Origin of the sequence: Porphyromonas levii DSM 23370 (assembly GCF_000379925.1) — a bacterium.
Taxonomy (GTDB): Bacteria; Bacteroidota; Bacteroidia; order Bacteroidales; family Porphyromonadaceae; genus Porphyromonas_A; species Porphyromonas_A levii.
This window is the reverse complement of the sequence record NZ_KB904241.1, coordinates 22,645-36,731: the sequence shown is the minus strand read 5'-3', so window position 1 is coordinate 36,731 and position 14,087 is coordinate 22,645. Positions and strand designations below refer to the sequence as shown.

13 protein-coding genes and 1 pseudogene are annotated in these 14,087 nt (G+C 44.5%); 8 read left to right on the top strand and 6 right to left on the bottom strand.

What is annotated here, in order from left to right; all coding sequences use genetic code 11:
- The first annotated feature begins 79 nt into the window (after window positions 1–79).
- Window positions 80–505 (top strand): ISAs1 family transposase, encoded by a 426-nt coding sequence (locus A3GG_RS0103830; RefSeq protein ID WP_051074813.1) that lies wholly within the window; start codon window positions 80–82, stop codon window positions 503–505.
- A 23-nt stretch (window positions 506–528) separates the two neighbouring features.
- On the opposite strand, the pseudogene A3GG_RS13045 reads toward A3GG_RS0103830, so the two are convergent.
- Both A3GG_RS13045 and A3GG_RS0103825 read right to left on the bottom strand, forming a co-directional pair.
- Window positions 529–705: pseudogene (locus tag A3GG_RS13045) on the bottom strand (helix-turn-helix domain-containing protein); the annotation flags it as partial.
- Between the two features lie 8 nt (window positions 706–713).
- Entirely contained in the window at window positions 714–986 is a 273-nt protein-coding gene (locus A3GG_RS0103825) for a helix-turn-helix domain-containing protein (protein WP_026215602.1), read from the bottom strand.
- A 479-nt stretch (window positions 987–1,465) separates the two neighbouring features.
- Between A3GG_RS0103825 and A3GG_RS0103820 the strand changes: the two genes are divergently transcribed.
- From A3GG_RS0103820 to A3GG_RS0103800, 5 genes are all read left to right on the top strand, one after another.
- On the top strand, window positions 1,466–2,656 hold the full coding sequence (locus tag A3GG_RS0103820; protein WP_018357996.1) for a VapE domain-containing protein: 1,191 nt from the start codon (window positions 1,466–1,468) through the stop codon (window positions 2,654–2,656).
- A 370-nt stretch (window positions 2,657–3,026) separates the two neighbouring features.
- Complete coding sequence (locus A3GG_RS0103815; protein WP_026215601.1) at window positions 3,027–3,956, top strand: toprim domain-containing protein; 930 nt, start codon at window positions 3,027–3,029, stop codon at window positions 3,954–3,956.
- 331 nt (window positions 3,957–4,287) lie between these two features.
- Window positions 4,288–5,544, top strand: coding sequence for a MobV family relaxase (gene mobV, locus A3GG_RS0103810; protein ID WP_018357994.1), 1,257 nt, complete (start codon window positions 4,288–4,290; stop codon window positions 5,542–5,544).
- 126 nt (window positions 5,545–5,670) lie between these two features.
- Window positions 5,671–6,522 carry a HamA C-terminal domain-containing protein gene (locus A3GG_RS12605; protein WP_018357993.1) on the top strand — a complete coding sequence of 284 codons (852 nt, stop codon included), beginning with the start codon at window positions 5,671–5,673 and terminating at the stop codon, window positions 6,520–6,522.
- Between the two features lie 30 nt (window positions 6,523–6,552).
- Window positions 6,553–8,865 carry a helicase-related protein gene (locus A3GG_RS0103800; protein ID WP_018357992.1) on the top strand — a complete coding sequence of 771 codons (2,313 nt, stop codon included), beginning with the start codon at window positions 6,553–6,555 and terminating at the stop codon, window positions 8,863–8,865.
- Window positions 8,866–8,895: 30 nt separating this feature from the next.
- On the opposite strand, the gene A3GG_RS0103795 is transcribed toward A3GG_RS0103800, so the two are convergent.
- A complete protein-coding gene (locus A3GG_RS0103795; RefSeq protein WP_018357991.1) occupies window positions 8,896–10,023 on the bottom strand; it encodes an ISAs1 family transposase in 1,128 nt (375 codons plus the stop codon).
- 615 nt (window positions 10,024–10,638) lie between these two features.
- Between A3GG_RS0103795 and lptB the strand changes: the two genes are divergently transcribed.
- Both lptB and recR read left to right on the top strand, forming a co-directional pair.
- Entirely contained in the window at window positions 10,639–11,409 is a 771-nt protein-coding gene (lptB, locus tag A3GG_RS0103790; RefSeq protein WP_018357990.1) for an LPS export ABC transporter ATP-binding protein, read from the top strand.
- On the top strand, window positions 11,396–12,022 hold the full coding sequence (recR, locus tag A3GG_RS0103785; RefSeq protein ID WP_018357989.1) for a recombination mediator RecR: 627 nt from the start codon (window positions 11,396–11,398) through the stop codon (window positions 12,020–12,022). The genes lptB and recR overlap by 14 nt, the downstream gene beginning before the upstream one ends.
- Window positions 12,023–12,154: 132 nt before the next feature.
- On the opposite strand, the gene A3GG_RS0103780 is transcribed toward recR, so the two are convergent.
- Genes A3GG_RS0103780 through A3GG_RS0103770 form a run of 3 tightly spaced genes read right to left on the bottom strand, consistent with a single transcriptional unit; the run spans window position 12,155 to window position 14,080 of the window.
- Complete coding sequence (locus A3GG_RS0103780) at window positions 12,155–13,183, bottom strand: helix-turn-helix transcriptional regulator (protein WP_018357988.1); 1,029 nt, start codon at window positions 13,181–13,183, stop codon at window positions 12,155–12,157.
- Window positions 13,184–13,194: 11 nt separating this feature from the next.
- Window positions 13,195–13,575 carry a VOC family protein gene (locus tag A3GG_RS0103775; protein ID WP_018357987.1) on the bottom strand — a complete coding sequence of 127 codons (381 nt, stop codon included), beginning with the start codon at window positions 13,573–13,575 and terminating at the stop codon, window positions 13,195–13,197.
- 13 nt (window positions 13,576–13,588) lie between these two features.
- Window positions 13,589–14,080 carry an alanyl-tRNA editing protein gene (locus tag A3GG_RS0103770; RefSeq protein WP_018357986.1) on the bottom strand — a complete coding sequence of 164 codons (492 nt, stop codon included), beginning with the start codon at window positions 14,078–14,080 and terminating at the stop codon, window positions 13,589–13,591.
- Between the last annotated feature and the right edge of the window lie 7 nt (window positions 14,081–14,087).

Below are 14,087 nucleotides of genomic sequence, written 5' to 3'. Positions count from 1 at the left end.
CTTCAAGCCCGCCTACAAAGCTCACATCATTAAGACGTCTTCATTGGAGCAAGGACACGGACGAGTGGAAGAAAGAGCTATGGAAAGCATTGTTGACTTGTCTCAATTCAAGGAATTAGAACTATATAAAGACTTGGACAAGTGGCAAGGAATTCAGTCTATCCACAAGCTAAAGAGGGTTAGATATGACAAAAAAACAGAAAAAGAAAGTGTGGAGATGGCTTACTTTATTTCATCGCTAACTGACCCNAAAAAGGTGTTTTCTCTCATTAGAGATCATTGGGCGGTAGAGAATAACTTACACTATTGTCTTGATGTNATTCTCGGTGAAGACCAATCGTTAAAGAGAAAGGACAACGAAGCGAAGAACTGGAATATAATCAACAAGATAGCTCTCTTCTTCCTCGAAAAGCAAAAAGAGAAAACAAAAATTCCAATGAAAAACCTAAGAAAGAGGAACGCAACTATGAAACCTTCTCAGATACTCGAATACAACTATCTATGATAATTCAAATGCGATTGCCCTGAGGTGCGAGGGCTGACGAAAAGCCGTTCACAGACCTCTCGCCCCGTAAGGTAGATTTCTCCCCCGAAGAGCGGACGATGCGTTTGGGCAATCTCTCGAAGGCGTTTGCTTACTTCTTGAATGCCCGAAATGAGTTGCTTCATTTCGGGCGTTTCTTTGTTGATGGTTTCGTATTCCATAGCTGTGGTTATTTGCGGTTGGACTTGGCAAGGAGTGCTTCCACATCCTCACGTTTGTAATAGCACTTATGCCCAATTTGGATAAAGAGCAGCACAGACGTGTCCCGATAGTGTTGGAGCGTTCGCTTGCTGATGTTCAGTATTCGGCACACATCCCCGTTGTGCAATAGGTCAGGGACTTCGGGCTTCGTGCCGAAGTGTTCTCGCATACAAAGAGCCAGCTCTTCGATGCTCTTTTTCAGTTCCTCCCACGCGGAGGTGTCGATGGCGGTAAATCTCATATCAATATCGTTTTTAATTGTCGTTTTTCTCTTTTCGGTGCAAATGTATGCAAGCGAAATCCCTGTCCCAAGAACCGATGAAATCAAGGGAAACAGCAGGAAATCGCAGGCAAATGTATAAGCACAAATCGCCTGTTTCACTCACCTTTCTCTAAGTGCGTACTTGTGGCTCTGATATGGTGTGATGTGGCTCTATCGCTAATGAAAACAGACGCTCCTCTTTCGTCCGAAGAAAAAGGGTGCAGACGTTGGCAATCCGATGAAGTCGTTTACAGAGCCTTTCTCCTCTCTGTTCTCTTCTTTTGAGTGTTTTTGTCCCGATTTTCCCTGTTTATCCTATCCATTTTCGGAGCATTTCTCTGTACCTCGAAGCAACAGACACACCAGCCTTGGGACTCTGTGTTCGCCTCTGTAACTTGGTTTCAGCATCCGTTTTCGGATGAAAGTTCAAAACCAAGCAAACAGAAGAAGAACGAACAATGAAAAAAGAAGAGAAGGAGAGTCCCTCCAAGAACGTTCAAATAGAAGAGTTTCTTTCAGCTCGCTACGAGTTTCGGTACAACACCGTGTTGCGCCGAGCGGAGTACCGTCCTCGAGGGATGGGTGATTACACAGCCATAGACCGCTACCGCATCAATACCCTTAAACGAGCCTTGGACAAGGAAGCCGATGTACAGACCTCACCCGAGAACCTGTACAGCATCATCGAAAGCGATTTCTCTCCACGTGTTAATCCCGTACAAAGCTATTTCCAAGCCTTACCGCTGACGAAAGGGAATGCGGAAGCTATCATCGCCCTTTCCGACTGCGTGAGCGTAACCAATCCTGAGAAATGGAAAGAATACCTCACCAAGTGGCTGGTGGCAGTGGTCGCCAATGTAATGGACGACAAGCAATGCCGTAACCATACCTGCCTTGTGCTGACAGGCGAGCAGGGCAAGTTCAAAACCACGTTCCTTGACTTGCTCTGTCCACCGGCTCTCTCCGATTACCGCTATACGGGAAAGATTTACCCTCAGGAAAAGGACGTGCTGAGCCTTATCGGGCAAAACCTCATCATCAACATTGACGACCAACTCAAAGCCCTCAACAAGCGGGACGAGAACGAACTGAAGAACCTCATTACCTGTCCGCAGGTGAAGTATCGTATGCCCTACGAGAAGCATATCGAGGAACGACCCCACTTGGCAAGTTTCGTGGCTTCGGTCAATGGCAACGACTTCCTTACCGACCCGACAGGAAGCAGACGCTTCCTGCCTTTTGAAGTATTGGCAATAGAGATAGACCGAGCCAAGAGCATTCCGATGGATGCCGTTTACAGCGAAGCCAAGACCCTATTGAATGAAGGGTTTCGCTATTGGTTCAATGATGAAGAGATTGCCGAGTTGCATAGAAACAGCGAAGCCTTCCAAGTCTATACGACAGAGATGGAACTATTGCTCCGCTATTTCACCTTTCCCACGGAAGCGGAGACGGCAACGAAACGCTTCTATATGACCAATTCGGAGATAGTGGGTTACCTCTCCTGCTATACCCGACAATCCCTCTCCACCAAACGGATGGGCGAAGCCCTGAGAAAGGCAGGCTATGCGAGGGAGTGTCGCAGGATAAACGGCAATCCTGTCTATGTCTATGCCGTCCGCAAGATTCACCCCGAGCAACCACCATAGCTCCCTGTTGTTACCAACCTCTTTGTAATACTCCTTTCTCTTTTCTTTCCTATTCTCCTTACTACATTACTACAACTAAGGGTAATACAGTGAAAGAGAAAGGATTGCAGGAGGTGTCCATCTTTCGACACTGCTTACTACCATCTTTCTACGCTTCTACGGCAGAATGAATGGGGAGAGGTGTAGAAAGAAGGTATAGAAGGATAAAACCGAATGAAGTGTTACACTTTTCTCTTTCACTGTCAATCACTTATCCGAGTATCGAAGGGTAGTAAGATGAAAAGGGGAAAATTCCAAAAAGAGAAAACAGAGCGAACAAATGAAATAACGAAAAATGAATACGAACAATCCAAATCCAACGATAATAGCAATGAACAACGAATATTACGACCTACAATACATCAAGGCGATACCGATAGGGGACTATCTGCACGCCTGCGGTATCGAGCCTACCAAGCGGTACAACGGCTATGCCCTCTATCACGCACCCTACCGAGAAGACCACAACGCCAGCCTGAAAGTGGACTTTCGGCAAAACCTATGGCACGACTACGGCACAAGCCAAGGCGGAAGCATCATCGACCTTGTGATGCGGATACGTGGATGCAGTGCCTACGAAGCAATGGCGCATCTTGCCGAAGGGAAAGCAACAACCCTCGCCCCTTCTTCCTTTCATCGTGAAACAACCATTACTATGACCAAATCCACAAGTACAAGGCGCATTCTTTCCATTTGTGAAGCGTTACCCCTACATCTGCAAAACTATCTTCGAGAGGTACGCAGGATAGACCTTGCCGTGGCAAGCCCTTATCTCCGTCACGTTCGCTATGAGGTAGGAGGAAGAGAGTTCTCTGCTATCGGCTTTGTCAATCGTGCAGGAGGGTATGAGCTTCGGGACGACAAGACATTCAAAGGAACAATCGCACCGAAGGATATATCCGTGATTGCAGGACGAGAGGACAACGCTCCTCTCTGCATCTTCGAGGGCTTTATGGACTTCCTTTCCCTTCTCACGATGAAAGGGAAAGAAACCGCCCCTTGCCTTGTGCTGAACTCCGTCAGCAATCTTCCACGAGCCATCGCCTATCTCCACGAGAAAGGCATCAGCTCCATTCGGGCTTTTTTCGACAACGACTCGGCAGGACGAAATGCCCTCCAAACTCTTTACTCAGCAGGCATCAAGGTAGAGGATATGAACCGACACTATACCCGATACAAAGACCTCAACGACTACCACGTTGCCCAAATAACAAGGCAGAAGCAGGTCATACCACCTCGCAAAAGGGGACTCAGACGATAACGCAAAAGAGAGCAAATAACATCATTCTATCATCGGGTATCCAAAGGGACAGGAGGAGGTAAATATGCAGAGAAACGACTTTGTTTCAAGAATCTATGGCAGTTCCTCAGAACCGCAAGTTTGCAGAGCCAACTTAGAAACAAAGCGTGCAGGCATTCACAGAATGCAGCAGGCAACGAAAGCGAAAGAGATGCTGCGGAGAGGTCATTTCGAGAAATGCCATAGCTCATTAGGGTATTTTCTTCACGCTACACTTCGTTATCGCTAAAAATACCCTCCTGAGCCAAGGGACTCCGCCCCTTTGGATACCCCTTAAATCAATCTTCAAACAATGGGCTACGCCGTACTACATATAGACAAGGCGAGGAGCAACGACTCGGGAAATACCGCTCATATAGCGCGGGCATATACCCCGAGTAACGTTGATCCTTCTCGCACGCACCTGAACAGGGAATTGGTGCAATTCCCTGCAAATGTCACCAACCGTAGCGAAGCGATAGAGCATCGCATCGCCACAGCTGGTATCTACCGAAAGGTAGCAAAGAACCAAGTCAAAGCCTTACGCTTTATCCTGTCGAGTTCACCGGAGGATATGGCTCGCATAGAGCAGGAAGGACGCCTGTACGAGTGGTGTGATGAATCGATGGATTGGCTTCGCTCCACTTTCGGAGCAGACAACGTGGTCGCTGCCACGCTGCACGCAGATGAGGAAACTCCCCATATTCACGCCACCGTCGTCCCGATTGTCACGGGTGAAAGACGGAAAGCCAAAGAGGAAGCCGAGAACGGCAAGCGGAAGTATAAGACGAAGAAGAACAAGGTACGGCTTTGTGCCGATGATGTGCTTACGCCCAAGAAGCTGGAGCAGTATCAAACGGACTATGCCAAGCGAGTGCAGCATTTCGGATTGGAACGGGGCGTATACGGCTCGGTCGCCAAGCACCGCACCACGATGGAGTATTACAAGGAAATTCTCAAATCTACGAAAGAGAAAGAAGCTCAAAAGGCGGAACTCACAGCCAAGATAAAGGAGCTGGAGAAGCAGGCAGGCAAGCTCCGAATGAAAGGCACGCTGTACTCCCTCTTTGGCAACTCCGAACTCGACAAAGCAGAGAAGCGTATAGAAGATTTGGAGCAGGAAGTCGAACGGCAACGGTATCTTTCAGAGAAGGAGAAGAATGAAATCCGAAAGGAGGTCGTTCTTTTGCAGGATACGGTTAGGGGAAGGGACAGAACTATTGCCGAATTGAAAGAGACAATGCAAGTTTACGAGGAAGAGCGGAATTGGATAAAACGCTTCTTCAATGGCTTCTATCAACTGCTGAATATTCGTCTGATGCTGCGAAAGATGAATTTCTCTGATGACAGGATAGCGGAGATGTATCGCACGGAAGCTCCCCAGCGAGGAACGGCTAAAGCTTATTCGGGATTATACAAGAGAGAGTTCACGGAAGAGGACAGCGAAATCCGTATCATCAAGGACGAGAAGAAGCGACCGCTACTAACTATCAACGGACTTCCCATAACTGATTGGTGCGAACAGAAATGGAAACAGCTCATCAACCGTAATCACTCTCAACGACTGTAATTGCTTTTTTCTTTCACCGACAAGAAGAAAAACAAGAAAAGACGCTCACATACCCTCATAAATGCTTACCTTTGCAAGCAAATAAATGTAAACTACGCATTTTAAGCAATTCTGTACTTATTGATTATGGCAATGCGAGTAAGTCTTAAGGAATTAATCCAAAGTTCAATTGTTTTGCAGTATCATCTACCTCATGATATTGCAGATAAGCACATTTCATGCTCATGTATTTCAACAGAAAAAGATTATTGTTTACATCAAAATGGGACCAATATTGATATAGCAAACATAATCTATAATGGAATAGTTGAGTATGCTTATAGTGATAATGAAATAGATTTAACTCAGCTTGACAAGCTCCAAATAAGAGCATTATTAAGCAAACTAAAATTTGACCCAAGTGCTTCAGAAAGTATTCAGCTGGGGTATGGTTTTCAAGGCGAAGTTATGCTTCATCTTCTCCTTAGTCATTTTTTTCATGCAGAAAAGGCACTTGCTAGAGGATATTTATACTCTGCTTTAGAAAATGCTGAGACTAAAGGTTATGACTCATATTTGATGGTAGAAGACAATCAAACAATATTTCTACTTTTTGGAGAAGCAAAATTTTACTTGGATGGATATAAAAAGTCGTTAGACTCTATATTTGATAATATTAACAAAGCTCTTTCTGATTCTTACTTCAATCGGAATTTTATTGCGATGGAAAACCACTATGAACATATTGAGCCGAAGAGTAGAATTCGACAAATTATTGATCAATGGCGAGCTGACCCATTGATAAATATGGCAAAAGAAGCCAGTCGACACAATATGCACCTTGTATATCCGATGCTAGTTATCTTTGATGACAAAATGACTGTATACGATGATCTCATAATGGGTATAATATCATATATTCAAACCAAATATAGTGCTGTGCAACCTACACTAACAATCCCATATACAATCTTTTTCTTGTTTTTTTCATGTGGATAATAGTCGTATTATTAAGACACAAGTTTTGCAATGGATAAATCAAAAGCAGCAGCTGATGCCGTAAAGCTTATTAACCAAGCTAAGGAAGATTCAAATTTGCAGCCTTTAATGATTAAGGCTGTTTGTTCTTTTTTCGACATTATGAAAGGAAAAGAGTTATCTCAGGCGGATAGACTCTTCTTGCATTATCTTGCTAACCAAGCAGGTCTCCCCCAGTATTATTATCCGATGCTGAATGTTGGAGAATACGTTGATGAAGAGGTTACTTTGCAGACCTTTTCAAATTATATCAATGAAAGCAGCTTGATAGTTGGCGAAGGTGTCATGTTGCATCGCTACCAGAAAGAACTCTTGGAAAGATTCAAGAGAGGGCAGAGAAATCGTATTTTTCTGAGTGCTTCAACATCTTTCGGAAAAACATTCTTGATATACGAGATTGTAAGGAAGATGGAATATACTAATGTTGCATTTATTTTCCCCACCCTTTCTCTCCTTTCTGAGAACTTGTTTAAGATTCATTTATCGCCTGAATATAAGTGGGTAAAGGATAACTATGTGATTCATACACTCAGTGATAAAGAGGAAATAAGCGGACGGAATCTTTTTATTTTTACTCCAGAACGATTCTTGTCTTTTTTGGATAAGAACAAAGAAATTCAATTGGATTTTGTATTTGTAGATGAGATATATAAGCTTGATAATGGTTTTATCATAGACGAGGTGTCTCAAGAGAATGAGCGAGATGTGGCGTACAGGATAGCTTTGCACGAATTGCTAAAGACCCCGCATGTTGATTCTTTAATTACAGGTCCATATATAGCACTTCCGACCAAAGATAAAAAAGATGCACAATTCTCATTTAAAACTTTCCTTGACTATTATGATTTTGCTATTGTCAACTACAATCACTACGAAATAGTGAATAAGGTGGAGGTCTTTGCAGAAACAGCATCAACCATTGAGATTGATAACACGTTTCACTTGACATTTACAAATAAGACTAAGAGTGCTCGCATTGTCCAACTTGTTACACAACTTTTGAATCGAGGAGAAAATGCTATAGTCTATTGCAGTACAAAAGCTTCGACGGAAAAATATGCTAAAATTTTAATTAGTAAAAATAATTACATCAAAGATGTTGATTCCGAAAAAGTAATCAGGCTTACAAACCATATAGATAGTTTATTTGCGAATGGGAGGGGAGCACAATGGATTGTTTCAAAAGCATTAAAAAAAGGAATTGGTATACACCACGGTTCAGTTCCAAAGTATATACAGCAGGAAATTATTTCACTGTTTAATCAGAATATTTTAAAGATCCTAATATGTACTACTACTATCACAGAGGGGGTAAATACCACAGCTAAAAACGTGATAGTGCTTTCTGGGAAAAAAGGAACGAAAGACTTAAAAAAGTTTGATGCACAGAACATAGAGGGGCGAGCTGGTAGATTTATGCAGCATTATCAAGGGCGGGTCTTTATTCTAGATAAAAATTTTGCGGATCGAATGAACGAAGAGGACGAATTGTTGCAACATAAATTTTTTGACAAGAATATTGATAAAAAAGATGTGGATATTGTTCTATCAGATTCCAATTATCTCACAATCGAGCAAGAAAATAGGAAAAAGCAGTTAGAGGCTATCAAAGAAAGTGGAATAATGCCTAAAGCATGTTTTGAGGAGTTTAGAACAATATCATATGATGACAAGATTTATTTGTACAATACAATTGCTCGCTTTTCAACAACAGATCATGAAAAGATAACAGAGTTAATAAGACGTTACGTTGGCCAAAGGAAGTCTTATCTTCCAGGTCTTGAACTTATATGTCAAACTATCCGTCCAATTATCAAAAATGACAATTTACGTTTTTATGTAGAGAACGGAAATGATCAGTCTGGTAACTGTTATCTTGTTGGTATGATTTCTGCTTTTATTTCTAAAGGATTTTCAGGCTCGGTAAATTATCATATTAGAAAAGAAGGGGATGTGGATAAGGGAGTTAGAAAGGCTGCTAATTTTGTTTTTAATATGCTCCGTTACCAAGTAGTAAAATATTTCGGTTTATTTAATTTGCTCTACAAACAATTTGAATCAACTCGCAAGGGTGTAAATGTTGATGAAGTTAATGGCATTGAAGCGTTATTACTCAGGCTTGAATATAGTGCAGATACAAGATTAGGAAGACAGGTTAGTGACATTGGTGCATCTTTTAATGTGGTGAAATACTATGATGTAAAAGAGAATAATCCAGATGATCGCGAGCTTATTGGAAAATATTATAACCAGCTGGATGATTATGAGAAATACAATGTCGCAAGAATAGATCAGATATTATAACATTTGATAGGAGGTTCCAGGGCTGACGCATTATAATTCCATTTCGAAGATTTCCTCTGGAGTCATACGTGCGAGCTTTTTCCTTAGGCGAAGTGTTGATGTGCCCTTGAGCTTGTCTTTAAGCCGTTGAATGATAGTCAGGTTTATCTTGTTTATAATGTTCATATTCTGAGCGGCGTTGCCAGCTCTTTTGGTAGAGTAGTCCTCTCTAAAAAGCATATCCAGCATATAGTGTAGCTTGTTCTCCACAGCCCAATGCTCACGTATCAACTTGAAGACCTTCGCTCCGTCTGTCAGGCTAGAGATATAGAAGGTGGTCTCGCTGGTGGACTTATCTGTTTTCTTGTCCGTCCGTACTCTTGTCATCATATGGATACTTTTGAGCCCTTCCCATTTGTCTAAAGTCGAGTCTGGGTCTAGAGATAAAGGGTTTACGATACTACTCATCGTGCGTGTTTCTATTCGCCCATGGCCAAAGTCTTTCTGCTCTTGATGCACTATGTGAGCATCGTAGAGGGGACAAAAGAAGCTTTGCACCTCTTCTTTCGTTAGTTTCTGATTATCTTTAACTTGGAGTATGTATTCACCGCCTTTCCCGACCACAGCCTTTGCGATATCGGTCTGAGTGCCGATAGCGTCAATGGTGATGACGGTGTCTCGTAGATCTAGAGCCTTAAGAATCTCTTTGATGGCATTGATTTCGTTAGACTTAGTAGAGATATATACCTGAGCCAATGAGGCTTGCTGCTTGGGATCAAAGGCTGTGACGCAATGGCTGTTGGCATCAAAGTCTAGCTTCTTAACTCCTCTCATCGTCTTACCATCTAGACAGATGTGCTTGCCAGTTGTTATCTCAAAGCTTTCCTCTAGAAAGGCTTTGTAAACTTGCTCTACTTGCTTGGGGTCAAGAAGACTGATGGCGCGATTGAGCGTGTCGTGAGAGGGGACTCCCCAGGAGCTTGACTCTCCTGAAATACGCTCATATAGAGCCTCTAGATCATCTTTGTACTCCTCTGCGTAGTCTTCTATTTCGTACCAAGAGGAGCAACCAGAGATAGTTGCGGTGAACACCGTTGTAAGGATGTATCCTAGGGGGAACTTTTTGCATCGATTTATGCGTGGATCTTCGACCATTAGAAGCTGATTGAATATGCTCATAGAATATTTCTTATTGCTTTGATTATCAGCTACAAAGATACGAAAAATCTACGATATAGACAAGCCTTTTGAAGAGAAAAATGAAGAGTTTTTGCGACTATATTGAGTCCCCTTTTTAGGTCCTTCATTCTCCCCTCAACACCAAAATCAGTTTTTCATTTATAATGCGTCAGCCCTGTAGGAGGTTCGAAGATATATGATGGATATAATCTCAACTTTAGAAAGCTCAATAAGAATCGGAATGAATTATTAGTTCAGATCATATATAAGGAAGGATACTTTATACCAAAACATTGAGGTCTCAATATAATGAATCAAAAGAGTTCTCTCTTTTTGGCGAAATTTTGTATATTTGCGACCGAAATGGTGAGCGTTCTTTGGCTATTCAAAACAATGTACCTCAAAGCACTCCGCTCATTTCTAAATCGTTACCTGTTCGTATCACCCCAAACGGTAACCTCTTGCTTCTCAGCCAGATAGTCCGAAACTAAAAAAATCAATAGGGATAAATTTGATGGTGAAGTAGACTATTTTTTTGCTGCTGTATATCAAGCGCTTGGGTGAAGGGTATTGCGCTGTAAATTGGTATATTTGTACGCTAATGTATAGGTGTGTATGAAGCTAAGGACTGAGGATTTAGTAAAGAAATATAAGAGTCGTACGGTGGTGAACCATGTCTCTATCGAGGTGGAGCAAGGTGAGATCGTGGGGCTTCTGGGGCCTAATGGCGCTGGGAAGACGACTACTTTCTATATGACGGTGGGGTTGGTACAACCCAATAATGGTCGGATTTTCTTGGATGATCGAGAGATTACCAAGGAGCCAATCTACAGGCGTGCTCGTATGGGTATTAGTTATCTGGCGCAGGAGGAGTCGGTATTCCGCAAGATGAGCGTGGAGGATAATATCCGTTCGGTACTGGAGATGACGGGTCTACAGCGCGAGGAGCAGGAGATAAAGCTCGAGAAGCTCATCGATGAATTTGGGCTAGAGAAGGTGCGTACTAATAATGGCGACCGTCTGTCGGGAGGTGAGCGTAGGCGTGTGGAGATAGCTCGATGCCTGGCTATCGACCCTAAGTTTATCATGTTGGACGAGCCTTTTGCAGGGGTGGATCCTATTGCGGTACAGGATATTCAGTTGATTGTCTCTAAGCTGAGGGAACAGAATATAGGCATCCTAATCACCGACCACAATGTGCATGAGACTCTATCGATTACGGATAGGGCTTATCTGCTTTTTGAGGGTCAGGTACTCTTTAAGGGTACTGCGGAACAATTGGCCGAGAATGAGGTGGTACGGGAGAAGTACTTGGGTAAGGACTTTATTCTGCGCCGCCGTAAGTTTGACCACGTAACGCTGAGGGGGGAAGATGCAACAAACTGACGACTACTCGATCCTCCTGCAGAGGGCGATAGACGCTTTCTCTTCTCTTCCTGGGGTGGGGCGCAAGAGTGCGCTGAGGTTGGCGCTTTTCTTACTGAAGCAGGATAAGGGCTTCACGCACCGTATTGTGGATAGCCTTCGGGACTTTGTCGATGGCATTCAGTACTGCGAGCGATGCCACAATATTTCGGATGAAGTTGTCTGTAAGATCTGCAGTGATACGGGGCGCGATGCTTCTACCCTCTGTGTGGTGGAGAGTGTGCGGGATGTGATGGCGATAGAAAATACTGGGCAGTATACTGGGCTATACCATGTGTTGGGTGGCATTATATCTCCGATGGATGGGGTGGGTCCTGCCGATTTATTTCTCCAAGACTTGCCGAAGCGTGTAGTAGACGAGGGCATCAAGGAGGTTATATTGGCGCTGAGTACCACTATGGAGGGGGATACGACGAACTTCTATATTTACCGTATGCTGAAGGACTTGCCGGTGAAGATATCTGCTATTGCTCGCGGAGTGGCTATTGGTGATGAATTGGAGTATGCCGATGACCTTACTCTCGGGCGAAGCATTTTGCAGAGGATTGACTTTAGTGATACGCTAAGGAGATGACGATGACAGCCAATAGCTATTGTGTAGAATAGTAAGAGAGGATATATAACGTAGCAAAGCCAAGGCGCCGTACTGGGGGTCTTGGCTTTGCTGCTTATGTATGAGGCTGTGCCGGATAGGGGCGTATGCTCTTTATCTCTTCATGGATCTCCCAAGGAGCTCTACCACGTTGTAGATACCCACGATGTCTCGTAGGTGTAACTCTAGGTCGGGATAGTCGGGGTTGATGCTATGGCAGGAGATAATGTCCCGCTCTAGGTCTTGGCTAACGACTTCTTTCACTACGATACCCTCTGTCTGTGTGGCGAAGACGAAGTAGGGCCAGGTGTGGTAGTGGAGCCCGGCCGACCAGTATTCGCGAGCAACTTCGCGGCATAGGAGTTTGTCTCCCTCGCAGATAGCTCTGGTGGATCCGTCGTCCATGGAGGCGCCTCGTACGGTGAAGATATAGTAGTTGCCCTTGTACATACGCTCCACTGGGAGGGTCATGGTCTCCAGACCTTCAGGATTAGGATCGCCATAACCTGTGAGCCTTCCTGCGGCTGCGGCATCGGGGATGATAGCAAACTCCATGAGGTTCTCCACCTTGAAGGGGATGGCATTGCCTTGTGCCGATACGGCAGTCCCCTCTTCTTTGGGAGGCTTAATATAGGCTTCGCCTTTCCCATGTAGTAGCCAGCTGCGTCCGTATTCGGGGAATCTATCCAGGATGAGGTTGAGCGTGGTATTGCTTGGTTTGGTCTTGTTCTGAAGTATTCGGTAAATGGTACTGGGGCTACCTATGCCTATGGCTTTGGCGAATTCGGGTATGGGCATTCCTTCTTGTTGCACCACGTGCGCCACCCTCATCCAGCGCTCTTTGCGTGCTTCCTCAGGTATTACCTCTATCTTCGCTCTCATGGCTCCTTCGCCTTTGAGGAGCCATTCGCGTGAGAAGTAATCGCCATAGACGGCAAGCAACCTATCGAGAAAGCGCATGGAGAGGTAGGGCGAACCAATGCTGAAGGCGCCCCTCACGGTGGACTTATTGATGTCTAGCTGACTAGCGAGGTCGTTGAAGTCTTCTATCACATTGCGCTTCAGAAGGCTCTCGTATACCTTTGCGAGTCTCCGTTTGATATGTATCTTATCCTTTAACTCTATTGGTGCTTGTCGTGCCATACTCTTTCCGTTTATCTCGTTAGAGGAAGTATCTCTATCCAGTAGCCGTCGGGGTCATTGATAAAGTAGAGACCCATATCATGATTTTCGTAGCATATACACCCCATCTCTCGGTGGTACTCTCGCCACTCATCGTAGTCGCCCTCCACTCTCAAGCAGAGGTGGTACTCTAGGTCGCCTAGGTTGTAAGGCTCTTTTCTGTCCCTTAGCCAAGTGAGCTCTAGGGTAAAGCTAGTGGCGCTATCCCCTAGGTAGACGAGGATAAAGGAGCCATCGCTCGCCTCCTTGCGGCGCACCTCTTTGAGCCCTAGTGCTTTTTGATAAAAGTCCAAGCTCTTCCTTAGGTCTAGGACATTGAAATTGAAATGGTCGAAACGCGCTTTTAGTTCCATAATATACGTCTGTCTATTCTTGAAATTTGGGGTCTTCACCAGAGAGTCGGTAGCGTATACGCCACCGCTTTTCCTCGGGGTAGTAGTCGTGAGAGTAGATCTCCACATGCCCTATTTGCCCAGAGTGTTCCACGTGGCTGCCTATGCAGAGGCAGCTATCGTAGTCGCCTACCTGCACAATCTGTACCGCTTCGGAGGAGTCCTCGGGTATGCGGCTAAGGTCTACGCCATATTGTGAGGCTTCGGAGCGGGTAGTGACCACGTACTTTATTGGTAGGTCGAGAGCGATGACCCTATTCACTTCGTCCTCGAGCTGCTTCGCCTCGGAGTCGCCCATAGTATTGGGTGCATGGAAGTCTAGTCGAGACTTCTTCCACTCAATATGTGCTCCTGTGCTCCTCCCTGTGTCGAATAGCCTGCACATGGCTTGGTTAATGATGTGCTCGGCGGTGTGCATCGGGGGGTACTCCTTTTTATTACGGCTATTAAATACTGGTGCGTCCATCACGAAA